The sequence below is a fragment of the Sediminibacillus dalangtanensis genome (assembly GCF_017792025.1).
In the GTDB taxonomy this organism is placed as follows: domain Bacteria; phylum Bacillota; class Bacilli; order Bacillales; family Amphibacillaceae; genus Sediminibacillus; species Sediminibacillus dalangtanensis.
Map to the genome: position 1 here is coordinate 1126333 of NZ_CP046956.1, position 24043 is coordinate 1150375.

The 24043-nt window shown below is 42.9% G+C and carries 25 protein-coding genes and 1 riboswitch; of the genes, 21 read left to right on the plus strand and 4 right to left on the minus strand.

All coding sequences use genetic code 11. The annotated features are described in order from the left end of the window. The first annotated feature begins 178 nt into the window (after nucleotides 1–178). The 8 genes from ERJ70_RS05690 (at nucleotide 179) to ERJ70_RS05725 (ending at nucleotide 9711) form a co-directional block, all read left to right on the plus strand. Nucleotides 179–1597 carry a DHA2 family efflux MFS transporter permease subunit gene (locus ERJ70_RS05690; protein ID WP_209367792.1) on the plus strand — a complete coding sequence of 473 codons (1419 nt, stop codon included), beginning with the start codon at nucleotides 179–181 and terminating at the stop codon, nucleotides 1595–1597. A gap of 259 nt (nucleotides 1598–1856) precedes the next feature. After that, nucleotides 1857–2723: a BglG family transcription antiterminator LicT gene (licT, locus tag ERJ70_RS05695; RefSeq protein ID WP_209367794.1), complete on the plus strand. Its 867-nt coding sequence runs from the start codon at nucleotides 1857–1859 to the stop codon at nucleotides 2721–2723. Nucleotides 2724–3136: 413 nt separating this feature from the next. Beyond that, nucleotides 3137–4861 carry a carbon starvation CstA family protein gene (locus tag ERJ70_RS05700; RefSeq protein ID WP_209367796.1) on the plus strand — a complete coding sequence of 575 codons (1725 nt, stop codon included), beginning with the start codon at nucleotides 3137–3139 and terminating at the stop codon, nucleotides 4859–4861. A gap of 231 nt (nucleotides 4862–5092) precedes the next feature. After that, the gene (locus ERJ70_RS05705; protein WP_209367798.1) at nucleotides 5093–5350 is read left to right on the plus strand and encodes a cory-CC-star protein; all 258 of its coding nucleotides are present in this window, start codon (nucleotides 5093–5095) and stop codon (nucleotides 5348–5350) included. Nucleotides 5351–5366: 16 nt separating this feature from the next. Continuing rightward, nucleotides 5367–6314, plus strand: coding sequence for an ArsA family ATPase (locus ERJ70_RS05710; protein WP_209367800.1), 948 nt, complete (start codon nucleotides 5367–5369; stop codon nucleotides 6312–6314). Nucleotides 6315–6498: 184 nt separating this feature from the next. After that, nucleotides 6499–7563 (plus strand): Delta(5) desaturase DesA, encoded by a 1065-nt coding sequence (desA, locus tag ERJ70_RS05715; protein WP_309507354.1) that lies wholly within the window; start codon nucleotides 6499–6501, stop codon nucleotides 7561–7563. Nucleotides 7564–7977: 414 nt separating this feature from the next. Beyond that, entirely contained in the window at nucleotides 7978–9090 is a 1113-nt protein-coding gene (locus tag ERJ70_RS05720) for a sensor histidine kinase (protein ID WP_209367804.1), read from the plus strand. Nucleotides 9091–9111: 21 nt separating this feature from the next. Next, entirely contained in the window at nucleotides 9112–9711 is a 600-nt protein-coding gene (locus ERJ70_RS05725) for a response regulator transcription factor (RefSeq protein ID WP_209367806.1), read from the plus strand. Here ERJ70_RS05725 and ERJ70_RS05730 read toward each other — a convergent pair. From ERJ70_RS05730 to ERJ70_RS05740, 3 genes are all read right to left on the minus strand, one after another. Then, nucleotides 9704–10984 carry a glycosyl hydrolase family 18 protein gene (locus ERJ70_RS05730; RefSeq protein WP_209367807.1) on the minus strand — a complete coding sequence of 427 codons (1281 nt, stop codon included), beginning with the start codon at nucleotides 10982–10984 and terminating at the stop codon, nucleotides 9704–9706. The genes ERJ70_RS05725 and ERJ70_RS05730 overlap by 8 nt on opposite strands. A 257-nt stretch (nucleotides 10985–11241) precedes the next feature. Then, a complete protein-coding gene (locus tag ERJ70_RS05735) occupies nucleotides 11242–11556 on the minus strand; it encodes a DUF3889 domain-containing protein (RefSeq protein ID WP_209367809.1) in 315 nt (104 codons plus the stop codon). An 82-nt stretch (nucleotides 11557–11638) separates the two neighbouring features. Further along, on the minus strand, nucleotides 11639–12391 hold the full coding sequence (locus ERJ70_RS05740) for an AAA family ATPase (protein ID WP_209367811.1): 753 nt from the start codon (nucleotides 12389–12391) through the stop codon (nucleotides 11639–11641). A gap of 111 nt (nucleotides 12392–12502) precedes the next feature. Beyond that, nucleotides 12503–12547, plus strand: a riboswitch (PreQ1 riboswitch). A 148-nt stretch (nucleotides 12548–12695) separates the two neighbouring features. Between ERJ70_RS05740 and queC the strand changes: the two genes are divergently transcribed. Genes queC through queE form a run of 3 tightly spaced genes read left to right on the plus strand, consistent with a single transcriptional unit; the run spans nucleotide 12696 to nucleotide 14558 of the window. Next, nucleotides 12696–13361, plus strand: coding sequence for a 7-cyano-7-deazaguanine synthase QueC (gene queC / locus ERJ70_RS05745; protein WP_209367813.1), 666 nt, complete (start codon nucleotides 12696–12698; stop codon nucleotides 13359–13361). Next, complete coding sequence (queD, locus tag ERJ70_RS05750) at nucleotides 13361–13837, plus strand: 6-carboxytetrahydropterin synthase QueD (protein ID WP_209367815.1); 477 nt, start codon at nucleotides 13361–13363, stop codon at nucleotides 13835–13837. The genes queC and queD overlap by 1 nt, the downstream gene beginning before the upstream one ends. Then, complete coding sequence (gene queE, locus ERJ70_RS05755) at nucleotides 13830–14558, plus strand: 7-carboxy-7-deazaguanine synthase QueE (protein ID WP_209367817.1); 729 nt, start codon at nucleotides 13830–13832, stop codon at nucleotides 14556–14558. Before queD ends, queE begins: the two co-directional genes overlap by 8 nt. Before the next feature lie 56 nt (nucleotides 14559–14614). On the opposite strand, the gene ERJ70_RS05760 is transcribed toward queE, so the two are convergent. Beyond that, nucleotides 14615–15310: a DUF421 domain-containing protein gene (locus tag ERJ70_RS05760; RefSeq protein ID WP_209367819.1), complete on the minus strand. Its 696-nt coding sequence runs from the start codon at nucleotides 15308–15310 to the stop codon at nucleotides 14615–14617. A 274-nt stretch (nucleotides 15311–15584) separates the two neighbouring features. Between ERJ70_RS05760 and ERJ70_RS05765 the strand changes: the two genes are divergently transcribed. The 10 genes from ERJ70_RS05765 (at nucleotide 15585) to ERJ70_RS05810 (ending at nucleotide 23860) form a co-directional block, all read left to right on the plus strand. Next, nucleotides 15585–16619 (plus strand): S66 family peptidase, encoded by a 1035-nt coding sequence (locus tag ERJ70_RS05765; RefSeq protein ID WP_209369160.1) that lies wholly within the window; start codon nucleotides 15585–15587, stop codon nucleotides 16617–16619. A gap of 15 nt (nucleotides 16620–16634) precedes the next feature. Further along, nucleotides 16635–17075, plus strand: a complete 441-nt coding sequence (locus ERJ70_RS05770) for a VOC family protein (RefSeq protein ID WP_209367821.1) — start codon at nucleotides 16635–16637, stop codon at nucleotides 17073–17075. 12 nt (nucleotides 17076–17087) lie between these two features. Beyond that, nucleotides 17088–17504 (plus strand): GNAT family N-acetyltransferase, encoded by a 417-nt coding sequence (locus ERJ70_RS05775; RefSeq protein ID WP_209367823.1) that lies wholly within the window; start codon nucleotides 17088–17090, stop codon nucleotides 17502–17504. Nucleotides 17505–17705: 201 nt separating this feature from the next. Then, nucleotides 17706–18368 (plus strand): VC0807 family protein, encoded by a 663-nt coding sequence (locus tag ERJ70_RS05780; RefSeq protein ID WP_209367825.1) that lies wholly within the window; start codon nucleotides 17706–17708, stop codon nucleotides 18366–18368. A gap of 58 nt (nucleotides 18369–18426) precedes the next feature. Next, nucleotides 18427–19521 (plus strand): hypothetical protein, encoded by a 1095-nt coding sequence (locus ERJ70_RS05785; protein ID WP_209367826.1) that lies wholly within the window; start codon nucleotides 18427–18429, stop codon nucleotides 19519–19521. A 203-nt stretch (nucleotides 19522–19724) separates the two neighbouring features. After that, nucleotides 19725–20708, plus strand: coding sequence for a ring-cleaving dioxygenase (locus tag ERJ70_RS05790; protein ID WP_209367828.1), 984 nt, complete (start codon nucleotides 19725–19727; stop codon nucleotides 20706–20708). Nucleotides 20709–20932: 224 nt separating this feature from the next. Continuing rightward, on the plus strand, nucleotides 20933–21817 hold the full coding sequence (locus tag ERJ70_RS05795; RefSeq protein ID WP_209367830.1) for a LysR family transcriptional regulator: 885 nt from the start codon (nucleotides 20933–20935) through the stop codon (nucleotides 21815–21817). A 113-nt stretch (nucleotides 21818–21930) separates the two neighbouring features. After that, nucleotides 21931–22299, plus strand: a complete 369-nt coding sequence (locus ERJ70_RS05800) for a CidA/LrgA family protein (RefSeq protein ID WP_209367832.1) — start codon at nucleotides 21931–21933, stop codon at nucleotides 22297–22299. Further along, entirely contained in the window at nucleotides 22296–22985 is a 690-nt protein-coding gene (locus tag ERJ70_RS05805) for an LrgB family protein (RefSeq protein WP_209367834.1), read from the plus strand. The genes ERJ70_RS05800 and ERJ70_RS05805 overlap by 4 nt, the downstream gene beginning before the upstream one ends. A gap of 113 nt (nucleotides 22986–23098) precedes the next feature. Beyond that, a complete protein-coding gene (locus tag ERJ70_RS05810) occupies nucleotides 23099–23860 on the plus strand; it encodes a class I SAM-dependent methyltransferase (RefSeq protein WP_209367836.1) in 762 nt (253 codons plus the stop codon). Nucleotides 23861–24043: the final 183 nt, after the last annotated feature.

The following is a 24043-nucleotide window of genomic DNA, read 5'->3' on the forward strand; positions in this document are numbered from 1 at the left end:
GCTTTTGTCCCGGCCCCTTTCTGTCTTTTTGCTTTCTAAAAAATTCGTGAAATTTAAGTCTCTATAATAGAATTCCTTTAGGAAATCAGTTAATCTATTGAGGTGAAATGAACAACAAAAGAAAATACATAGATGACAGACCGGACGACACGGGCTGGAAAGAGAGAGGAAGAAGAATATGACTACAACCAGCTACAAGAGATCGACGATTGTAACCTTACTGCTGGCCGGGGCCTTTATTGCCATTCTTAATCAAACATTGATGATTACCGCCATACCTCCGATTATGGAAGAGATGGGAATATCGGCAAACACGGGACAATGGCTCACCACTGTTTTTATGCTTGTCAATGGAATCATGATTCCCGTCAGTGCATTTTTACTTGAACGTTTTACGACAAGACAATTATTCATCACAGCGATGAGTGTGTTTGCATTCGGAACGTTGGTTGCCGGGCTGGCTCCCAGCTTTCCCCTTTTACTGCTTGGGCGGGTGATTCAGTCAGCGGGGGCGGGTGTCATGTTGCCGTTGATGCAGACAGTATTTCTGATGATATTTCCTGTTAACAAGCGCGGAGCAGCAATGGGGCTTATCGGACTGGTTATTTCGTTTGCTCCTGCAATTGGTCCTGCATTGTCTGGATGGATCACTTCTCATTATTCCTGGCGGCTATTGTTTTTCATCATTTTGCCGATCGCGATTATTGATATTGTAGTGGCTATATTCGCCATGAAAAATGTGACCGAAGTAAGCAGACCGCGGGTCGATATCCTTTCGATTATTTTATCTTCGCTGGGATTTGGCAGTTTGCTTTACGGATTTACCAGTGCGGGAAACAACGGCTGGTTCGCACCGTTGACCCTTATCTCGCTCGGAGTCGGAGTTTTGGCCCTGGTTCTGTTTATCAGCAGGCAACTGCGGCTTGAACATCCAATGCTGGAATTCCGGGTCTTTAAATATCCGATTTTTCCACTAGCTGTCATGGTAGGGATGATTGTATTTATGGGGTTAATCGGTGTGGAGACCATCATCCCGCTATATATGCAAAATATGCGTGAATTCAGTGCGTTTGAGGCAGGTCTTGCTTTACTTCCGGGTGCCTTGATTACCGGGTTCATGTCACCTGTAACTGGCAGGATTTTTGATAAAGTGGGGGCCCGCTGGCTGGCGATCATTGGACTAACTATCATTACTGGTTCTTCCTTTGTGTTTTCCAACCTGGGCACTTCCACCTCGTTTAGCTTTATAACCATCATGTACAGCATCAGGATGTTTGGGTTGTCAATGGTAATGATGCCAATCGCTACGGCAGGCTTGAACCAGCTGCCACAGCGTTTAATCCCACATGGAGCGGCGATGGACAATACAATGAGACAAATTGCAGCCTCTGTTGGCACCGCTATCCTGGTTACCGTCATGACAACCTCTGCTTCCAATGCAGCAGATAGGCCTGAAATTACTTATCCGGATATATACGGAGCAAATATGGCATTTATTGTTGTTTCCCTGTTATCCTTGCTGGGACTGCTTCTTTCCTTTTTTATTAAAAATACCAAGCCAGAAGCTGAGCCGAAACGACAAGGAGATAACGGCTGAATTAGCCCTTCTTGGCATACACCAAGAGGGCTTTCTAGTCCAATTGTCTTATCTTAATCATTGACACCGTTTATTGCTTATGTTTTAATGAAAGAAACCGCTAACAATTTCATAATAATGGATTGTTACTGTTCGGCAGGCAAAACCTAAGTTTGTGGTAAAGTATTCTGAAAGGGATATTTATGCCCGAATTTAGGTTTTTTTATTTTAGTAGCGTTTTTCTTTTTATCATTCATTTACTTATTGAGGGCGAGCGATTATGGAAATAAAAAAAGTCTTTAACAATAATGTCGTATTAACGGAAAATAAACATAGTCAGGAAATGGTTGTGATGGGAAGAGGTTTGGCGTTTAAAAAACGGCCTGGTGATCCCATTAACCCAGACAAAGTGGAAAAGACATTTGTACTGGAAAATCAGGGGGTATCAGACAAGCTCGCCGAATTGCTTAGTGAGATCCCGGAGGAGTACTTTGATTTGTCCTACCAAATCATCGATTATGCCAAAACACGGCTTCCTTATAAACTAGACGATTATATTTATGTTGCACTGACCGATCATCTGAGTTTTGCCATCAGCAGGTATAAGCAGGGAATCCATCTTCCCAATGCCTTGTTATGGGAAATCAGGAAATATTATAAACAGGAATTTCAGGTTGCGATGGCATCGCTTGATATAATAGAAAAATCAATTGGTGTGAGATTGGAAGAGGATGAGGCAGGATCCATTGCACTTCATTTGGTCAATAGTCAGTTATCAGGGGAGAGCATGGAAGCCACCGTGAAAATGACCAAGATGGTAAACAACATCTTGAATATCGTCAAGTATTATTTTCAAATTGAATTAGATGAAAGCTCCATTAATTATGAACGCTTTCTGATCCATTTGCGTTTTTTTGCGCTGCGGTCGGTCCGAGAGGAAAAGGCTCCTGTCGAGCATTCGGATGACTTTTTATACGAACAAGTGAAAAAGAAATACCATAAAGCATTTTTATGCAGTGAAAAGGTCGCTGCCTTTGTTGAAACAAACTATGACTGGCATGTGACAAAGGATGAAATCATCTATTTAACGCTCCACATCCATCGTGTCACCAATCGGCATGATATGAATGCCGATCCTTCTGATTAGTTCGAAAAACCTAAGATTAATACAAGCGGTTCCCTTCTGGAGGGGCCGCTTGTATATTTTTTGCCGGAATCTCTTGTCCTCGATAGAATATTTGTCCTTTGCTTTGAACGCTCCGTACTCTTTTTGTTATCCTTTTTGACACTTGGCAAAAAGGCTCGAACAAAAAAGCTAACTACACTTTAAACAGCATAACATCAGCGCTCTTCTTACAATGGATGGCTAAAGACATAGATTTTACACCAGCCGCCAACCTTCTATCATGAATCGGAACTTGAGGAATGCCTAAGTGAAATGCTTGTATTTCTTTCTATCTTTTTTTAAGCTGAAATCAGCATCATGGTAAACGCTTACACATATAGTGGATAAGGAATACTTAACAGATTCTATCAAAAAAGATGAGGGAGGGCGTTTCATTGAGCAGTTTGTTAGTTGCTGCAATTGGAATCATTATCTTCATTCTTGGTTACCGTTTTTACTCGAAGTTTGTAGCAGAAAAAATTTATCGGCTTGATCCGAATTATCTGACCCCGGCACACCAGTATAAGGACGGAGTCGATTTTGTCCCAACCAACAAGTATGTTGTCTGGGGGCACCATTTCACATCGGTCGCGGGGGCTGCACCAATTCTCGGACCTGCAATAGCCGTTTATTGGGGATGGCTGCCTGCATTCCTGTGGGTCGTGCTTGGAACGGTTTTTGCCGCAGGCGTTCATGACTTCGGTACCCTGGTTTTGTCTGTCAGGAATAAAGGGCAGTCGATCGGAACACTGGCCCACCGGTTAATCGGTAAAAAAGCAAAACTACTATTTTTGTTTATCATATTGATTCTAGTTTTGATGATCAATGCCGTTTTTGCCTGGGTGATTTCGAATCTATTTATTTCTTACCCTGCCAGTGTACTTCCGGTATTTATTCAAATTCCGCTGGCGATTTGGATTGGCTATGCTGTATATAAAGGGAAAACAAAAATGCTTTTGCCTTCCATCATTGCCCTGGTGGTCATGTATGGTGTAGCCATTCTGGCCAGCAATATAGACTTTCTGCAAATTGATGTCGTTGCGTACTTTGGAGGGGAAGGTGCTGCCGGCCTGTTTGGAATGGGCGCAGTTTCCAGCGCTTTTCTAATTTGGATTGTGATATTAATGGTTTACGTTTATATTGCTTCGACCCTTCCTGTATGGAAATTGCTGCAGCCACGTGATTATATTAATTCCCATCAGCTGGTAGTTGGAATGGCTATCCTATATCTCGGGCTGTTGTTCACCAATCCTGCGGTGACAGCTCCTGCTGCAAGCTCGGCAAGCGATGTATCCTGGTTCCCGCTGTTGTTCATTACAGTTGCTTGTGGTGCTATTTCAGGGTTTCATGGATTGGTGTCCTCCGGAACTTCTTCCAAGCAGTTAAACAAAGAAACGGACGCTCGCTTTGTCGGATATTTTGGAGCCGTGGGCGAAGGGGCACTTGCGTTAGTATCGATTCTGGCGGTTATTACCTTGTTTCCTTCGGCTGGTGATTTCACGGCAGCCTATTCCAGTTTCGCCCAGGCGAATGCAACCGGGCTGGGGAACTTTGTCGAAGGTGCGAGTCAGTTGGCAAATGGGCTGGCAATTCCTCCTGGAATCGCCACCACGATTGTTTCAATCATTGTCGTCAGCTTTGCAGCAACAACGCTCGATACTTCGGTAAGATTAATGCGATATATCATTGCCGAACTCGGCGTCGAGTATAAAATCCCTGCGTTATCAAAGATGCATGTAGCAACAAGCATTGCTGTCATCCTGAGTGCTGTGCTTGTCCTGCTGCCGGAAGGCTCCAAAGGATTTGGATCCGGAGGGTACTTGTTATGGCCATTATTCGGTACCTCCAATCAGCTGCTAGCGGGTATCAGCTTGCTATTGATTTCCATCTGGCTGAAACGGCAGGGAAGGAATTTCCTGGTCACCTTGATTCCGATGGTGTTTCTGTTGATCATGACGCTGCTTGCGATGTTCAACCAAGTGCTTTTCCAATGGTCGTGGTTTGGTTCTGATGCCAATATGCTTTTATTTGTTCTGGGAGCAGTCATTTTTGTGTTTGCCGTGTGGATTATCATCACTGCCATCTCCACGTTGACCAAGAACGATATAAAGGAATCCTGAATGAGGTATTACGCCTGTCCATAAGGGAAGCAACGTTTCTTTATTGAAAAAGGGGCACATTGCTGCCCCTTTTTTCTTAAAAGATAAGAAAGTATAAATTTCAGAGATGTCTAGCTGTCGGATGCCCAAACGATGTGAGTCATGCAGGCGTTGCCACAGGCCGTGGCGGCTTTAGCCTGTACTCCTTTAAACAGGCGCTTGTGCTTTTCTTCAAGGAATGGAGGATGAAAGATGAGGGATAAATTTAAAACACTGGTTCAATGGTACGATGAAATGCTAAGCCTTCCGCATCGTAGTGAAGTAGCCCGGGAATTACGGGATGAAGACGACTTGTTTATGCTGCTTCTCTATTCGGAAATGGTAGGTATACCGAATCCTGTATACTATTACACGCTTGAACTGTATCCTTATATGTTGGAAAAATTCCATGACTGGCATTTGCGGATGGGGATGGAAAAATCACCGCTGGACGGTATTCGCTGTTGTTGAATAGGAGGATGCTACGATGAATGATCTTTTGCAAAAGCCGATTTTATTTGTGGGTGGCAAAGGAGGAGTGGGGAAATCGACAACGGCAGCATCGCTTGCATATTCTGCTGCCGAAGCAGGAAAACGGGTTTTGCTAGTGTCGACCGATCCTGCACATAATCTTGGGGACATTTTTAGCTGTGAAGTGGGTGCGGAAAGCTTCCATGTTGCTGATTGTTTATCCGTATTAGAGGTTGATGCCGCTAAGGAGGCAGAAGCTTATATCAAAGGTGTCAAGGACAACCTATCTGGTTTAGTGAAATCGAGCCTAGTGGAAGAAGTGAACAGGCAGATGGATATGGCGAAGGCGTCGCCAGGAGCTGAGGAGGCGGCTTTGTTCGATCGGATAGTATCCATCATTTTGGAGGAGCGGGAACACTTTGACTATCTTATTTTTGATACAGCACCGACCGGCCATACAGTGAGGCTTCTTAGCCTTCCAGAATTGATGGGTGTGTGGATGGACGGCATGTTGGAGAGAAGACGCAAGACAAATGAAAATTACAGTCAATTGTTAAATGACGGAGATCCAGTCGAGGACCCAATATTTGACGTCTTAGTGAAGCGGAGGCAAAAGTTTGAACATGCGCGAACGGTGTTGCTTGATCATAAGGAGACAGGCTTTCTTTTCGTGCTCAATCCAGAAAAGCTTCCTATCGAAGAAACAAAGAAAGCTATTGCTCAGTTGGAACCTTTTCACATCCACATTGACTCCCTGGTAGTCAATAAAGTGCTGCCGGAATATGCCGATGGTGATTTTTTTCAAAGGCGCAAACAAATTGAACAGCCTTACCTGGATGAAATCGCAAGCGTTTTTTCCAACAAAAAGTTATTTTATGTTCCGCTTTTCTCGGAAGATATGGCTGATATCGACAGTCTGTCTACCTATGCAACGTATTTGACCAATTCGGAATCTGTCAGGTAAAGAAGAGTCTATTCTGTAGATAATTGCTTCTGTATAGACATAAATTGCGGACTATATGACAAATGTCATACGGGAGGCTTGACGTTTGTGTCTGTTTATCGGCACGTTTTTCCTCTAACATGGAGTTAAGCTAAGCGGTTTATCCCAGAAAAAGTATGGACAAACATGCTTGAGGAGGAAAACAATGAGTAAACAAAAACAAGCGGAATTAAGAAAAAATGTAGCTCCTTATGAAAAAGCGGACAAAAAATCGAGCGTTATACAACTGTTGAATACAGTACCGGCCTTTTTCATTCTTTGGTTTTTGGCTTACCAAAGTCTGTCTGTTTCCATTTGGTTAACCATTCCTTTGGCAATCGTGGCAGCTGGTTTTGTTGTACGGATGTTCATAATCTTCCATGATTGTGCCCATCAATCATTTTTCAAAAACAAAAAAGCCAATCGTATCCTGGGAACGTTGACTGGTATTATTACACACTTTGCATTTGAAAAGTGGAAAAGAAGCCACTCTATTCATCATGCTACGAGTGGGAACTTAGATAAACGAGGGACTGGCGATATGTGGGTAATGACTGTGGAAGAGTATAAGCAAGCCTCATTTTGGCAAAAGCTTACTTACAGAATGTACCGCAATCCATTCGTCATGTTCGGTCTCGGTCCGATTTTCTTATTCCTGATTGATAATCGGTTTAATCGCAAGGGAGCAAGGCGTAAAGAACGTTTGAACACTTATTTGATCAATGCTTCGTTGGTGGCCATCTACAGCTTGCTGCTTTGGGCAATCGGCTGGGAAGCGCTGCTGATCATTCAAGGAACCATTTTATTTGTATCAGGAGCTCTAGGCATCTGGCTGTTTTATGTACAGCACCAATTTGAAGACTCCTATTTTGAAAATGAGGCAGAGTGGGATTATGTCAAAGCTGCTGTAGACGGCAGTTCTTACTATAAACTGCCAAAAGTGATTCAATGGATTACAGGGAGCATCGGCTTCCATCACGTTCACCATTTGAATCCGCGTGTTCCTAATTATTATCTGGAAGAGGCGCATGCATCCACTCCACCGCTGCAAAAGGCTACGACGATAACCTTTCTATCCAGCTTGGAATCCCTGCGATTCCGGTTGTATGATGAACAAAGCAAAACCTTTGTCAGTTTTAAGTCTGTTAAAAACATCCGACAAACTGATCAAAAAAAATCTGTCAGCGACCTTAATCTAACGAACAGAAGACCAGGTTTCCAGGAAAAATAGTCTCCTATTGAATAACCCTCCGAAGGTACAATTGGAGGGTTATTTGACTGTATAGGAAATGATATATTTAACTCTCTGTGGATCATTATTGGCTGAAACAGCCACGTCCAGCTCCAGCCTACCCCCTCGAGGTCTTAAGCCCAACCTCTGTGTGGCAAAAAGCGCCACGCCAAGGCTGTTCTTAAGCTTGTGGGAGGCCCAAACGATGTGGGTCATGCAGGCGTTGCCACACAGGACGTGGCGGCTCTAGCCTGTACTCCTTTAAACAGGCGCTTGCGCTTTGGTCCTTAATCATTCTATTTCCATTGAAAGTATGCAAAAAAGAAGGTTTTGAAAGAAGATAGGCTATTATTCGTGTTTTTGCTATACTTTCTTTAGGTGTGAATAGAAATTTGAAGTAGCAGGAGGAACGTTATGCATAATTGGTTCCACATTATTCCCAAAAACACCGGCCTTAGTACTTATGTCTGGATTATTTTTTGTGTTTTGCCATTTTATTTTATTTTCCGTTCCTCAGCTTTAATGGAAATCCTTTTCGGTATAGGGATGATTCTTTCGTTTTTCATTTCCTATCGATTGTCTTTTATTAAAAAAGGGTGGCCGGTTTATATTTGGGTGAGCGTGGAGATGCTCATCAGCATTGTTATGACTTTATTTTTCGGTTACGTATATTTCGCTCTCTTTTTAGCTTTTTTCATTGGCAACATTCAACAAAAGGGCGGGTTTATCACTCTTTATATCATCCATTTAACCACTACTATTGCGTCTATCACCTATGGTTTTTTCTTGCATTTTGATTTATTTTTTACGCAGCTTCCTTTTATCATTATCAGCTTGATCGGAGTGATATTATTACCGTTTAACATGTATAATCGGATTAAACGGGAAAAACTGGAGGGGCAGCTGGAGGATGCGAATAATAGGATTTCACAATTAATGGTCATGGAGGAGCGCCAAAGGATTGCCCGCGATTTGCATGATACGCTGGGACAAAAGTTATCTTTGATTGGCCTGAAGAGTGATTTGGCAGGAAAATTAATTACTTCCAAGCCAGAAGCAGCTAAATCGGAAATAAATGATATCCACCAAACAGCACGGACAGCCTTAAAGGAAGTTAGAGAAATGGTTTCTGGAATGAGGGCGGCAAAGTTACAGGAAGAAGTATCGCATATACGGCAACTTTTGAAAGCTGCTGATATGGAGTTTACCATCGAAACCAGTCAGGAAATGAACGATATTCCGCTGTTGGTGGAAAATGTACTTAGTATGTGTTTGAAAGAAGCAGTAACTAACGTAGTCAAACATAGCCAAGCGACTTTTTGTAAAGTAGCGATACAGCAGTTGCCAAATGGCTGGCAAATCGTAGTGGAAGACAACGGCCGGGGAATTGGACAGGATACTGCTTCCTTGGGAGGGCATGGATTAAAAGGGATGAGAGAAAGGCTTGAATTTGTCAACGGCAGCCTCAAAGTGGAGTCGAAAGCCGGCACCGAAATCTGTATTCGAGTGCCAAATCCTGTCCAATAAGAGAGAAAGGAGGAATGGCTTGTGATTCGAATAGTGATTGCTGAAGATCAGCAGATGCTCCTCGGAGCACTAGGATCGTTGTTGGATTTGGAAGAAGATATGGAAGTGGTCGGAATGGCCAGGAACGGGGAAGAAGCGGTGTCGTTAGTCCGGAAAAAGCAGCCCGATATCTGCATGATGGATATCGAAATGCCTGTAAAAAGCGGATTGGAGGCAGCGGAAGAGTTGCAGGATAATGCATGCAAAGTGATTATATTAACGACTTTTGCCAGGCCGGGTTACTTCGAGCGGGCCCGAAAAGCGGATGTGTACGGTTATTTGCTAAAAGATAGCCCTAGTGAGGAATTGGCGAATTCCATCCGGGTCATTATCGACGGCCGCAAGGTTTATGCACCGGAATTGATCGATATCGCCTATGCGGAAGCAAATCCCCTAACAGGTCGGGAAGAACAGGTTATCAAGCTGATGGCGGATGGAAAAGATACGCAAGAGATAGCAGACCAGCTGTCTATCACCAACGGAACGGTTCGTAATTATATTTCCGTGATCCTCGACAAACTAGAAGTCAGCAATCGAATCGAAGCCATTTCGCGTTTCCGGGAAAAGGGCTGGTTCAAATAGTTTTTAATACAGCCATATTTTTTTCTAAATAGGCCCAGTTTTGCGGGAAATCATAGCCTATCCTCCAGTAGGCTGCGCCTGCCAATTGATAGGCTTCCAAAAGCTGATATTTGATCGAAAGGCTGCGAATATCTTCGAACCAGACAGTCCGCTTCTGTTCATTGAGAGTGTAAGTATAGTAAGGGGAGCGGGCTTCCTGATCATATTCAATGACCGTGTAATTTTCCAATGCTTTTTGCTGGGCTTCCAGCGCAGACAAAGCTGTCGCGGGCCCGGTCGTGTTAGCAGCGGAAGTGCCCGGCCAGTCATAGCCAAACAAAGCAATGGCAATCGTCAGGCTGCTTTCAGGAATCAAGCTTGCAGCATAACGGACGACATCTTCTACCCATCCAATAGGGGCAATTGGATCGGGTGGTCCTTCGGTATATCCATAATCATAAGTCAATACCGTTACCAAATCCGCCGAGGCTCCGATTGCCAGATAATCGAAAGCGCCGGAAAATGGATTGTCTGGCATATCTTCCGATTTAGCAAATACATTGACGTGCAGCAGCAAATCGCCGATAGCAGCCTTCAGTTCCTTGAAAAAGGTGGTGAAGGCCTCCCTTGATGAAGGGGGGATGAATTCAAAATCAAGGCTGACACCTTTGTAGCCTTTTTCTTCGATTGTATGAACAATGTTGTTGACTAACACTGTTCTTGCTTCCGGTTGTAGGACACTTTCCGCTAATTCAGGGCTGAATGTACCTTCCGCGTAATTGCTTACGACCATCAATGGGTCGATATCACGGTGAATCAATGCTTCAATCAGTTCTTCGTCATCTACGTCGGAGAGGCCTCCGTCAGATTGTGCAGCGTAAGTGAATACTGCTCCATACGTCAAGGAAGCAGACGGTTCATCTAATAACTCGGGAATGGATGCCGGGTCAAATGCATCGATAAAACCGATCGTTCGAATCGGATAACGAACTGGAGATGGAATTGCCAGTACATTTCCTATCGGTAGATTAGTCGGAGATATATCTGGATTGGCCTGCAGCAGGAGTGGAATGGTAGACCGCCATTTCCTTGCCAACTTTGCCAGACTGTCGTCTTGTTGGATACGGACGTAGCGTACCGGTAAGACGGCAGGAGATGGAACGTACAAAGCAAGACCAGGCATTAACAGATCACTCGTCAGCCCATTCGTTTTCCTAATGGCTTCAATGGTTGTCTGATAAGCAAATGCAATAGACCAAAGGGTGTCCCCCGGCCTGACCACATGAATCTCCATATACATCCGTCCTTTCTGTTACCACAACACATTTTATGGCGGGAACAGTACCATTTATGCATGATATGTATAGAAGACTCGTTAAAAAACGAGGATGGAACAAAAAAAGCACGCTTTTCGCAGAAGCACGCTTTTCGCAGAAGCGCGCTTTTTTCTCGTGCCTAGAAGGAAACTGGGAGGAGCCACGAGAGAGCAAAGTGTGTGCCAAACAACTTCCTTTTTACGCATACAAATTCTCAAAAACGTATGACCGAATTTTATTCCATTTCATCGAAGTAAACATCGATCAGTTGCTCTGTTTTGGGATTTACCAGGACATAAACGCGGACTTCTTTCGTTTCATCCCCCTCAAGTGTAATAAGAAAATTAAATTGCTCCCTTTCATCAGAAATAAAAACTTTTCCCTGGTAGGCGTAATCGGTTGCATTATAGTCTGGATACTGTGCTTTAGCATCTTCTAAGGCAATACTTCCCCACTCGGCGTATTCGGGCTGGGCAAGAGCTATCATAGGGAACATAAGGAAAATCATAGCAAATACAAGGGAAACTTTTACGGCATGTTTGTGAGGCATTACTTTCAGCTCCAATCATCTTTTGCTTTATTTTTCGCCGCAGCCGTCAAGTTATACATTTTTCCCCGCGTATTTACCCAGATTATTGAAGCAAATGGTGCAAGAGCCGGTCTTTATCTTCAAAAAACTGTTTCATGATTGTATAATGGCTGGTATCCTCCAAAGGAACTTCCTCAATTCCCGATTCACTTAACTGAAGGATTTTCGCTCCGGGATAGGCCATCAAAATCGGAGAGTGCGTGGAAATGATAAATTGTGACCCTTGTTCGATTAACTCATGAATACGAGCGAGCATGGACATCTGGCGTATTGGTGACAGCGCAGCCTCCGGCTCATCTAGAATATACAAGCCGTTTCCCCGGAAACGGTGAAGGAATGCTGCAAAAAAAGATTCACCATGAGACTGCTTATGTAAGGAACGTCCGCCAAATCCATCGATGACTTTTCCTCCCCCCGGCCCTTTGTCCAATTCTTCAATATTGCTCGCGACATTATAGAACGTTTCCGCCCGGAAGAAAAAACTGTCTGTTGGCCGCTTTACTCCTTTTACCAATCGGATATAGTGATCAAGTTCCGAATGGGAATCATAGCTGGAAAAGTTGAAATGTAGGGTGCCGCCTTCGGGATTAAATCCATAAGCAATTGCTATAGCTTCTAACAAGGTTGATTTCCCCATGCCGTTCTCTCCTACTAAGTAGGTGATCGTGGGATGAAAATCGATTTCATCCAGAGAACGGACCGCAGGTAAATGAAACGGAAACCTATTAGCGGCGGGAATCTCTTCACCGTTCCATGTAATGGATTTAATAAACTGCGTCGAATTGGTTAATTTCATCGTAACCGCCTCCTTTTGTTTCCTGTGTCTATTGTACAGCTTTCGTGTAAATTCGTAATCCAAAAGTTGCTTTTTGTTTTGCGCCAGGCATGTTATGATGAGAATGCAACTAAATAAGAGGTTCTAGCTACACCCTCTATAAAAAACTAAGGAATGACTATACTTTCTTAGGTATAGTTTTTTTGTGTTCGTTTTTTGTTTACTTGAAAGATCGGTGCCTGTATTTCCGTCTTCTTTTACAGGGAACGATTCAACTCAATGTGTAGATAGAATTCTCGTTTCAATTGGAAAGGGGGATTTTTTAATGGAAAAAAACAAAGCGGTGGTTGTGTTTAGCGGAGGGCAGGACAGTACCACGTGCCTGTTTTGGGCTATGGAAAAATTTGATGAGGTCGAGGCCGTGACGTTTGATTACAATCAACGCCACCAAGAGGAGATCGAGGTTGCCAGAGAAATCACTGCCGATCTGGATATCAAGCATACGGTATTGGATATGTCGTTATTAAACCAACTTGCCCCGAATGCGCTGACAAGAACGGAGATAGAGGTGACAGAAGGAGAAAATGGCGGACTGCCATCTACGTTTGTACCTGGACGCAACTTGTTGTTTTTATCATTTGCTACGATTATGGCGAAACAAATAGGTGCCAAACATGTGGTGACAGGCGTATGTGAGACGGATTTCAGCGGCTATCCGGATTGCCGTGATGTATTCGTCAAATCGTTAAATGTTACGCTGAATTTATCGATGGATGAACAGTTTGTCATTCATACACCATTAATGTGGCTCAATAAAACCGAAACATGGGAACTTGCCGATCAACTGAACGCCTTTACGTTTGTCCGGGAAAAAACATTGACCTGTTACCATGGCATACGGGCTGATGGCTGTGGAGAATGCCCTGCTTGCAAGCTTCGTCGTGCTGGATTGGATGCCTACATAGCAAAGCGGGAAGGAGCGCAGGCTTAATGGAAGGGCTTGGTTTTACCATTGTAGAGAAGTTGGAGAAACTCGGGGAAGATATTCAAAAAGAAGAGTTGAGATATCATCAGAAACGGGTGCTGATAAGCAAAGAGTTCACTTTCGACGCTGCTCACCATTTACATGCGTACGAAGGAAAATGTAAAAATCTTCACGGCCATACCTACCGGGTGATCTTCGGCATCAGCGGGTTCACGAATGATATTGGAATCGTCCTGGATTTCGGCGATATAAAAAAAATATGGAAAGAAAAAATAGAAGTGCAACTGGACCACCGTTATTTGAATGAGATGCTGCCAGCAATGAACACGACAGCGGAAAATATCGTCGTCTGGATTTATCGACAAATGGACTTGGCACTAAAAAATTTGGATAATCGCAGTCTTCGAGTTGAGTACGTTAAACTGTATGAAACCCCGACAAGTTTTGCAGAAGCGCGGAGGGAGTGGATGGAAAATGATTAAATTCCCCGTTCTGGAAGTTTTCGGTCCGACCATACAAGGAGAAGGGATGGTTGTCGGAAGAAAAACAATGTTTGTCCGAACGGCCGGCTGTGATTATGGCTGTTCCTGGTGTGATTCAGCTTTTACGTGGGATGGCAGTACAAAGGAAGACATCAGGATGATGACTGCTGACGAAATTATGGAAGGACTGCAGGCAAAAGGCGGAAGCCGATTTGACCATGTGACGATTTCCGGCGGCAATCCAGCATTGCTGCAAAACTTGGGCGAGCTGATCAATATGCTGCATGACCAAGGCGTCGAAGTTGCATTGGAGACACAGGGCAGCCGCTGGCAGGATTGGTTTATCGATATAGATGACTTGACCATTTCTCCTAAACCGCCCAGTTCCGGCATGAAAACGAATTGGCAGGTGCTCGACACCATTGTAAACCGGCTGGCTGACAGTGGGAGGCAGTCCCATACCAGTTTGAAGGTGGTCGTTTTTGATGAGGAGGATTTGCATTATGCCTCCGTCGTACATCACCGTTACCCACAGGTGGATTTTTATTTGCAAGTGGGCAATGACGATTTAGCAGAAGCTGATCCTGCAATCCTGGCAGCTAAACTGTTGGAAAAGTATCAGTGGCTGATTGACCAGGTTATGCAATCTGACATGCTCAACCATGTCCGCGTTCTCCCACAGGTGCATGCACTCGTATGGGGAAACAAGCGTGGCGTATAGGAACAAGAAGAAAACAAGAACCGCTATCAACTCCTTTAGGAAGCGGTTCTTGTTTTTTAATGCAGTAAATTATCTTTGCTATCGATAAATAGAGAGCCGTCTTGCTGTACTTCTGCGTAAAAGACATCTTCAACGGAATCGACACCAGCCTGCTGAAGCTGCTTCTCCAGCCATGCATTATCCAAATTTAATTTGGACAAATTTTGAGAAAGGATTTTCCCGTCAGAGACAACCTCGGTGGCGAGTGGATATGTAGTCGGTTGACTGCCTACCATCATATCGCTTTTGTTCACCGATTGCTTATCTTGTTTTTTCATGACGGAAAGCTTTCCGTTTGTTTCAAAAATAGCATAGTCAACATCCTTTAAGGAAAAAACATTTTTCTGTCTTAACATCGCTTTTAACGAGTCCAGGTCCAGTCTGCTTTTCTGCATGGCATCTTCAATGATTTTCCCCTCTTTGATGACAGTGATCGGAGTGCCAGTAACCACTTTTCTTGCTTGTTTGGACTTTATATCGATTAAGTCCATGATCAGGGTAAAGGCACTCCAGCCTGCCAAGGCAATAATACCGTTCCGTAAACTGAAATTTTGATTGGCAACAAGGTTTGCTGTTATGGAACCGATTGCGATAGCCGATACAAAGTTGAAAAAGGTCATCTGGCTGATTTCTTTTCTTCCCATTATTCTTGTCAGGACAAACAAAGCCAAAAAGCCGATGGAAATTCGAAGTATTAGTTCCATTATATCCATACATAATCATCCTTTTTCTTTTCTGATTTCTGCTTAGTTATTTGTCTCTGGGAAAAAACTATTCGATAGCAAGGCAATTTTAAAATTTTTTTGCACTCTTATAGCATCCTGCATAGCTCGTCACAGAAAACCGGCTGCGGAAATATTGCGCTGTTTGCTTCCTATTTGGAAATGGATTACACAGTTTTCTTAAGTCGAAAAGGTCGAAATATAAAGGAATTTCCATGATGAAACCGAATAAGTAATGTAGAGTGTGAAAGAGGTGATCATGAACATGTTGATGAAGCCAGAAAAACTGAAGCCCGGTGACCGGGTTGCTACGATTAGTCCTTCTTGGGGAGGGGCGGGAGAACCTGAATTACGCTGGAGATATCAGCAGGGAATCAAAAGACTTTCAGATGTTTTCGGTCTTGAAGTGGTGGCAATGCCCCACAGTCTGAAAGGAGCAGCGTTTCTTTACCATCATCCTGAATCCCGTGCGGAAGACATCATGACCGCATTTCGGGATCCAACCATTAAGGCGGTTATCGCGAATATCGGCGGGGATGACAGTATCAGACTGCTGCCTTACATTGACTTCGAAGTGATCCGTCAGAATCCGAAAATTTTGATGGGGTATTCGGATGTGACGATTGCGCATTTGTTTTGTCATAAAGCTGGTGTGTCATCTTTTTATGGGCCAGCAATTATGACAGATTTCGCTGAAAACGTGGAAATGGATGCCTATACGGTTGAGAATATGAAACGAACATTCTTCCGTACGGAACCAATCGGAGAAATCAAACCTGCAAAGCAGTGGACGAGTGAACGTCTGGAATGGTTAGAAGAAAATAAAAACAAACGAAGAAGTCTGCGTCCAAATGCTGGCTATGAACTTTTACAAGGAAAAGGGCGCGTACAAGGCCGGCTTATCGGCGGTTGTATAGAAGTCCTGGAATTTGCGAAGCAAACCATTCTGTGGCCGGATGAGGAATATTGGGAAGACAGCATCTTGTTTTTTGAAACGTCTGAGGAAAAACCGGAACCAGATTTTATCAAGTACTGGCTGCGCAATTATGCTGCACAGGGAATACTGGAGAAGGCGAACGGTATCATCTTTGGAAAACCAATGGACGAAACATATTATGAGGAATACAAATCAGTCATCAGGCAAGTGATGGAGGAGCATAATCTTACCAAGCTGCCGATTCTTCATAATCTGAATTTCGGACATACCGAACCGAAATTCATCCTGCCATACGGTGCGAGGGCGGAAATTGATTGTGAAGACTTGGCTTTTTCTATCTTAGAAAGCGGTGTGAAAGAATAAAGGAGGGACCAAAGAATGAATCGTTTGAATTTGATAACGCTCGGCGTCCGAGATATGGTGGAATCCTTGCATTTCTATCGTGACGGTCTCGGTTTCGAGGTTATTGTCTATGGGGAGGAATCGAACCCTGAGGTGATTTTCTTCAATAACCGCGGGACAAAAATTTCGCTTTTTCCTATGGAACAACTGGCAAAAGACATCAACGAACAAGACCCGCCGGTGTTAAATCCGAGTGCTGCCGCAATCAGTCTAGCATACAACGGAAAATCGATACAGGAAGTCGATGAAGTCTTCGCCAAGGCTGCTGAAGCAGGGGCCAGAATCGTCAAACAGCCTCAAACGGTGTTTTGGGGTGGTTATAGCGGCTACTTTCAAGATCCGAATGGATTTTATTGGGAAGTTGCTTATGGGGAAAATTGGGAATTTGATGACAGTGATATGTTAATCATGAATTAAGAGGAGAAAGAAATGAAACTTGAAAAAACGGATAATCAGTCAGATAAAGAGTATATAAGAGAAAAATTAATTGAACATAATATGAGCCAGCTGCCCAATCATTTGAAAACCCCGAAAGAGAGCATCTGTTTTACGGTGACATCAGAGAATGGTGACATCATCGGCGGGATCACCGGGACAATGTATTGGCATCACCTGCATATAGATTTTCTTTGGGTGGATGAACGCCATCGTTCCAAAGTATATGGGGCACAGTTATTGAAGCAGGCCGAAATACTTGCGGAGCAAAAACAATGCCGTTTGATTTTTCTTGATACGTTCAGCTTCCAGGCGCCAGAATTTTATCAAAAGCAGGGTTATCAGGTGTTCGGGGTCCTGGAAGACCATCCTAAGGGATTCGATCAATATTTCTTGCAAAAAAGACTATAAAACGTGGGAGGCTGATATATCGGCCTTTCTTTTTTGCTTTTAGCACTCTTTTTTTCGAATGCTTTATAGCCACTGATAATAAGGCACAATAAATTGTTAGAAAACTTTGAGTGTTAATATCCTTCATTTTTGCAATGAAACCTTATTTTGCAGGGTTTCGTACTAAAGAAAAACATCAGATTAATTGGAAAGGTGGTTGGAATGAAGAAAAATATTGTTTTGCTCGACATTATTTTTTATGTCTTATTTCCATTATTTATTTGGCATTTTATCCGTGATTTCATCGGAGATTATTATACTATGCTGCTATCTTCTGTCCCGGGGATTATTTACAGTGTATATCGCTTTTTCGAATTGAAACGAATCAACTTTTTCGGCGTCTTTATTCTCGTTACGCTGATGATCGAGACGTTGGTTGATGTCCTGGCAGGCTCTTCTCTGCAATTGCTTTGGAACAAAGTCTTCTATGCTGGAGCTATGAGTTTGTTTTTTTTCAGTTCCATCATTATCAAAAAGCCGATTACCCTTTACTTCGGTTTGGATTTTGCTGAATTGCAAGGCTATGATCGGAAGTTTAGTAAATGTCTTTATTATCAGAAACAGCTTTTTCTGATTTTTCAGCTGATCACGCTTGTTTTTGCGTTGAGGAGTGGCGTCCTTGCTTTGGTAAAAGCCTGGTTGATTATAGAATACGGAGTGGAGGCATTCGATAAAGGGATCATTCTTCGTCAGGCATTCAGCTGGCTGTTAACCGGGATTACGATCGCAGGCTTTTTCTATATTGGAAAAGTCATCTATACATCGCCGGAATTAATCAAGAAAGCGGAAAGGGAAATGGCAGAGAAGGAAGCACGTCCTAGTTGACAGATAACTTTCGTGTTTTTTCTGTAAAAATATATAAATAGGAGGAGTTTTCGTCTAAATGCTTTTTCTTACTGCAACTCCTGCGCTAGAGTTGGAACATATTAACAAAATCCTGAAAACCGAGGGAATGAAAGAGATAGCGACTGAGTCAGGAATTAATAGATTAGGAGAAGGTGCCTGGCACTTTGCCTATTTGATTGAAGAAGAACAACTTGTTCTGCGTATTCCAAAGAAAATTGCCTATGAAAAAGAAGTCCTTTTCAACGAAAAAGCATTAAGGGAGGAATATGCTGCTACGCTTGCGTTTTACCAGCATGCGAACAAGGTGAAAAAAGGGATTTGTCCTGAGCATTTTAAGTTCCGTGTAAAGAAGGATATGACCTACACAATGGAATCCTATATGGGGGATTCCGCTGGATTAAGCCAACAAACAACAAAAGAATCGAAACAATACGGAAGAGAGTTAGGGATGTTTTTTCGGGCGCTTGAATCGGTGAAGCCTCCTTATAAGGGGATAGGTTATCTTGAAGAAGGAGAAAACGGTGAACTAAGAGGTAAGATGGGAAAGGATTTGCATGCATTTCTTTTGGAGGAGTCAAGAGAATATGAGGAAGAATTACAAGAATTGGTTGCTAGTCCCTACGAGTTTAACAAAGAAAAAGTGATCAAGAAGGCAGAGTGTCTTCTTTTAAATCGCTCGGTAGATAAGGAACAAGTCGTCCTGACCAATCAGGATACGTCCCCTGAAAATATTCTTTTTACGCAACGTGGCGCTAAAATGATCGATCCTTTTCCCCTTCTATATTCTGGGACATCTCTTGCTGCTAATCACCTTTTCAACTATCAAACCTTGTTTCCCACCTTTTATAACACAATAAGGTATGGAAAGGGCAACTATGATCGATATATTCCTCAGTTAGCAGCTAATGCCAAAGGGTTTATGGAAGGATATACTGCAGGTTCCAGACAGAAGCATGCTGATTTACACGTGGAAGTATTCTTAAAGTTACTGACAATGTCCTACACCCACCTTCAGTTGTTAAAAGAGGAAGTGTTAAATCGTGAACAAGTAATTCGCTTTGGTACGAAAGCACAGGTGGAAGAACGTTTATTGATCTATCTAAAAAAACTGGAAGGTTATCCACTCTTTTAGATTATTCCTACTGTCTCCTATGACGGATTTATCTGTAAATATGGGTACAAGATACTTGGATTGACACTAAAAACGAGCACATGATATATTTATCTTGAATTAAAGATATTTTTGGAAGAGTAGAAATAGGAATGAGACATTAGCCGCCGGGAATAGCTAAGGCGTCTACGGTGGCTCGTGATTTTATACATGGAGGAATAGAGATGAACCAGTTGAAAGGAATTCATCACGTAACAGCGATTACCAGCAGTGCGGAAAAGAACTATGAATTTTTTACGTATGTTCTTGGAATGCGGCTTGTGAAAAAAACAGTCAATCAGGATGATATCCAAACATATCATTTGTTTTTCGCTGATGATACAGGCAGCCCGGGTACCGACATGACGTTTTTCGATTTTCCCGGGATACCAAAAGGCGAGCATGGAACCAATGAAATTTTTAAAACATCCTTCCGGGTTCCGAGTGACGCTGCTTTGGACTATTGGGTGAAGCGGTTTGACCGTCTGGAAGTAAAACATACCGGCATCAAAGAACAGTTCGGCAAAAAAACGTTGTCGTTCGTCGACTTTGATGACCAGCATTACCAATTGGTATCCGATGAACACAATGAAGGGGTCGCATCGGGAACACCATGGCAGGATGGCCCGATTCCATTGGAATATGCCATCACCGGCCTAGGTCCGATATTTGTGCGGATTGCGAATTTCGATTACTTTAAAGAAATGATGGAAAAAGTTCTGGTCTTTAACGAAATAGATCAGGAAGGTTCTTTCCATTTATTCGAAGTTGGTGAAGGAGGAAATGGTGCACAAGTCATTGTGGAACACAACAAAGTACTTCCTCAAGCACGCCAAGGATTTGGTACCGTCCATCATGCCGCTTTCCGTATCGAGGACCGGAAAGAGTTAGAAGAGTGGGATCAATGGTATCGAAGATTTGGTTTTCAAACCTCCGGGTATGTTGACCGTTTCTTCTTTAAATCATTGTACACAAGGGTGGCACCGCAAATTTTGTTTGAGTTGGCAACCGATGGTCCAGGCTTCATGGGCGACGAACCATATGAAACGCTGGGAGAAAAGCTTTCACTGCCGCCATTTCTCGAGTCGAAACGTGACCAAATCGAAAATGCGGTTCGGCCGATTGATACGGTCAGAAGTACGAGAAAGATCGAAAAAGAATATGAGTAAATACAGCAGACACTTGTATGGAGTTTTTTCTTCATGGCAAGTGTCTTTTTTTATTAGTAAGTACATTATCCGTCTCCGTATCCTCCCGCAGGCTCGCCAACCTTTCTTTATTGGTGATGAATAGCTCTACTATTAAGCATGTTTTTCTTGTTTCCTGCATCGGTCTGATAAAATGACGATAGTTGAATCGAATAGCAGTTATACTAACGATAGGAGGTGCCCGGATGGAATTACGTCAATTGCATTATTTTTTAGAGGTGGCAAAACAACAAAGCATCACCAAAGCGGCGGTATCACTCCATATTTCTCAACCGGCATTAAGTAAAATGATCAAAGCCCTCGAGGAAGAATTGGGCATGACGTTGATCGTCCGATCCAATAAAACGAGTGAACTGACAGATGCCGGTATGGTGGTAAAAGAATATGCGAAGAAAATTCATGGCCAATTGGATGATATGGCAACCATATTGAATGATTTGACGCAGTTGGAACGTGGTGCCATTCATATCGGACTGCCTCCGATCATCGGCAGCTTGTTTTTTCCGAATGTGTTATCTGCCTTTCATAAGAAATACCCAAACATTAAAATAACCATCACCGAGTATGGAGGTGCTAAGGTTGTGAAAAGTGTAGATGAGGGGGAACTGGATCTGGCGGTCGCTGTGCTGCCCGTCGATGAGGATATATTTAATATCTATCCGATTGTAGAAGAAAAAATGAATGTTGTCGTGCCGCAGGAACATCGTTTTGCCAATCGAAAATCAATTGATTTAATGGAATTAAAAGATGAAGAATTTATTTTTTATCATGAAGATTTTGCCCTTCATGACATCATTCTGGAGAAGTTCATTCAGGCTGGTTATCACCCGGATATTTTGTTTAAAAGTTCGCAATGGGATTTGATGGCGGAAATGGTCGCGGCCAATCTCGGGATTACGATTTTACCTGATTCGATCTGTAACAAAGTGAAGAACAGCGGTTTGCATATTCTGAAAGTGAATCCAACCATTCCTTGGAATCTTGCGGTGATTACAAAAAAGGAAAAGTACATTTCTTATGCAAGCAGGACGTTTATTGATTTTATCCAGCAGATGCACGAACGAATATAACCAAAAGTTATATGTTGTATAATATTTATGTATTTTACGAATGAAGACAACGGTTGTAAGATGAGAATAATCGAATTTTTAAGCTTAGGTATAGGAGTTTGGAGGGAAAGGCTTTGAAAATCATTACGATTCTTATTCAAATTGTCTTCATTCATTTGTTTCTGCTTCTGGGAGCTGGTGTCAAAGTACTTATTCCGATTCCGATACCAGCATCGATGATCGGACTTCTGCTGTTGTTTTTGGCCCTCTGCCTGAAGTTGGTAAAACTGGAATGGGTCGAGCAGGGCGGAAACTGGCTGATCGCAGAACTGTTACTGTTTTTCGTGCCATCTGCGGTCGGAATTGTTAATTATGATGAAATGCTTAGCTGGCAAGGCTTCAGTACAGTGTTGATCATCGGAATAAGCACTTTTATTGTCATGGGCACCACCGCCTTTATTGCAGATAAAATCATGATCCGGAAAGAGCGTGATACCCAATGAGTATCATCTTTTTTATTTTCGTAACCAGTTTGTTATATATGTTGGCGAAGGCAGGATATAAACGCATGCCGCTGCCAATTTTTCACCCGTTGCTGTTAAGCCCGATTTTGATCATTGGTTTAATCAGTTTGCTGCATGTGTCTGCCGATCAATATTTAGACAGTGCAAGTCTGCTCACGCATATGCTGGGACCGGCAACCGTTGCATTTGCCATTCCCATTTATAAGCATTTATCCGTATTGAAAAAATATATCGGTACAATCGTGACCAGCATTACCATTGGTACGCTCGTTGCAATATTTTCTTCTTTCTTGCTTTCGATGCTTATGCACTTGAACAATCAATTTCTGGTCAGTGTACTGCCAAGGTCGATTACCACGCCAATTGCCATCGAAGTTTCAAAAGATATTGGCGGTATTCCTACCTTGACAACCGTTTTTGTCATCCTCACCGGCATTATCGGCGGGATCATCGGACCAGCCGTGATCAAGCGCTTTTCGATAAAATCGACGATAGCAAAAGGCCTGGCGTTAGGTACGAGTGCGCACGGCGTCGGAACCAATAAAGCAATGGAATATGGCGAGCAAGCTGCAACTTTCTCGACCTTGGCGATGATTTTCGCCGCCAGCATAACTGTATTATGGGGCAAGTTTTTAATTCCCATGCTTGTCTCGTTTATCGGCTGACCTGAATGCAGGTCAGCTTTTTTTGTAAAAACCTTAGTGGTAAAACAGCTTGCTTTTTTGAAATTTTAAAGGGATTTTATTGCTTCTCATGGAATTACCAGGGAGTGGAGGCGATGAAATTGACAGAAGAGCTATTGGAAAAAAATAGGTCCGGTTGGAATGCAGTAGCACACCATTTTAACGGACAGGATGCGTTGCCGGGATATGGACCATACGCACAGTCGGAGGAAGAATTACAGTTATTTGGGGAGATAGCCAGCAAAAAGGTACTGGATATTGGTTTTGGCAGCGGTCATTCACTAAAATATATGGCAGAAAAAGGTGCAGCAGAGTTATGGGGTGTTGATTTTTCAGAAGAACAAAAAGGGATTGCGGAAATTACCCTGCAGGATCATCTGACTCACTTGTTCTGTGCACCTATGGAAACGGAGATCGGCCTGCCCAAAGCATATTTTGATTACGTTTATTCGATTTATGCAATCGGCTGGACGACAGATCTACCCGCAACCTTTCAATTGATCTATTCGTATCTGAAAGTAGGAGGCTCCTTTATATTCAGTTGGGACCACCCTTTATATCCCCATATGAAAAGCGAGGATGGACGTTTTTATTTAGATGCCTCTTATCAGGAGGAAGGCATGCTGCAATTCGATAATTTCAAAGGGGAAAATAAACCGATGGCATTTCAGCGACGGAAGATGAGCACGTACCTCAACGCCTTGATCACTGCTGGATTTACTATCGAACGCGTGATAGAAAGCGATGTTCCAGCCGATCTAAAAGACGTAAAAGCAGAGCAGTCTGACGGTTATTATTCCTTGTATAAGGCACAACGATTTCCTGCTGCGATGATTATAAAAGCCGTGAAAAAATAATGACATAAACGGAGTTAGGTTGAAACAGGCAGACCATTGGGGCAGGGCTGCCTGTTTTGTATTTTTCCTAGAGAGATATAATTCCTCAACAAGATTCTGAGAACTTCCTCGTAAAGTGGTTTCAGAAGAAAAACGTTTGACAAGAACAGCTATTATGTATTACTATATACCAGTAGTAAGTAT

Bases quoted from the DNA above. Each gene is read 5' to 3' on its own strand.
- ERJ70_RS05690 (WP_209367792.1), top strand. From the start codon at position 179: ATGACTACAACCAGCTACAAGAGATCGACGATTGTAACCTTACTGCTG.
- licT (WP_209367794.1), top strand. From the start codon at position 1,857: ATGGAAATAAAAAAAGTCTTTAACAATAATGTCGTATTAACGGAAAAT.
- ERJ70_RS05705 (WP_209367798.1), top strand. From the start codon at position 5,093: ATGAGGGATAAATTTAAAACACTGGTTCAATGGTACGATGAAATGCTA.
- ERJ70_RS05710 (WP_209367800.1), top strand. From the start codon at position 5,367: ATGAATGATCTTTTGCAAAAGCCGATTTTATTTGTGGGTGGCAAAGGA.
- desA (WP_309507354.1), top strand. From the start codon at position 6,499: ATGAGTAAACAAAAACAAGCGGAATTAAGAAAAAATGTAGCTCCTTAT.
- ERJ70_RS05720 (WP_209367804.1), top strand. From the start codon at position 7,978: ATGCATAATTGGTTCCACATTATTCCCAAAAACACCGGCCTTAGTACT.
- ERJ70_RS05730 (WP_209367807.1), bottom strand. From the start codon at position 10,984: ATGGAGATTCATGTGGTCAGGCCGGGGGACACCCTTTGGTCTATTGCA.
- ERJ70_RS05735 (WP_209367809.1), bottom strand. From the start codon at position 11,556: ATGCCTCACAAACATGCCGTAAAAGTTTCCCTTGTATTTGCTATGATT.
- ERJ70_RS05740 (WP_209367811.1), bottom strand. From the start codon at position 12,391: ATGAAATTAACCAATTCGACGCAGTTTATTAAATCCATTACATGGAAC.
- queC (WP_209367813.1), top strand. From the start codon at position 12,696: ATGGAAAAAAACAAAGCGGTGGTTGTGTTTAGCGGAGGGCAGGACAGT.
- queD (WP_209367815.1), top strand. From the start codon at position 13,361: ATGGAAGGGCTTGGTTTTACCATTGTAGAGAAGTTGGAGAAACTCGGG.
- queE (WP_209367817.1), top strand. From the start codon at position 13,830: ATGATTAAATTCCCCGTTCTGGAAGTTTTCGGTCCGACCATACAAGGA.
- ERJ70_RS05760 (WP_209367819.1), bottom strand. From the start codon at position 15,310: ATGGATATAATGGAACTAATACTTCGAATTTCCATCGGCTTTTTGGCT.
- ERJ70_RS05765 (WP_209369160.1), top strand. From the start codon at position 15,585: ATGTTGATGAAGCCAGAAAAACTGAAGCCCGGTGACCGGGTTGCTACG.
- ERJ70_RS05770 (WP_209367821.1), top strand. From the start codon at position 16,635: ATGAATCGTTTGAATTTGATAACGCTCGGCGTCCGAGATATGGTGGAA.
- ERJ70_RS05775 (WP_209367823.1), top strand. From the start codon at position 17,088: ATGAAACTTGAAAAAACGGATAATCAGTCAGATAAAGAGTATATAAGA.
- ERJ70_RS05780 (WP_209367825.1), top strand. From the start codon at position 17,706: ATGAAGAAAAATATTGTTTTGCTCGACATTATTTTTTATGTCTTATTT.
- ERJ70_RS05785 (WP_209367826.1), top strand. From the start codon at position 18,427: ATGCTTTTTCTTACTGCAACTCCTGCGCTAGAGTTGGAACATATTAAC.
- ERJ70_RS05790 (WP_209367828.1), top strand. From the start codon at position 19,725: ATGAACCAGTTGAAAGGAATTCATCACGTAACAGCGATTACCAGCAGT.
- ERJ70_RS05795 (WP_209367830.1), top strand. From the start codon at position 20,933: ATGGAATTACGTCAATTGCATTATTTTTTAGAGGTGGCAAAACAACAA.
- ERJ70_RS05805 (WP_209367834.1), top strand. From the start codon at position 22,296: ATGAGTATCATCTTTTTTATTTTCGTAACCAGTTTGTTATATATGTTG.
- ERJ70_RS05810 (WP_209367836.1), top strand. From the start codon at position 23,099: ATGAAATTGACAGAAGAGCTATTGGAAAAAAATAGGTCCGGTTGGAAT.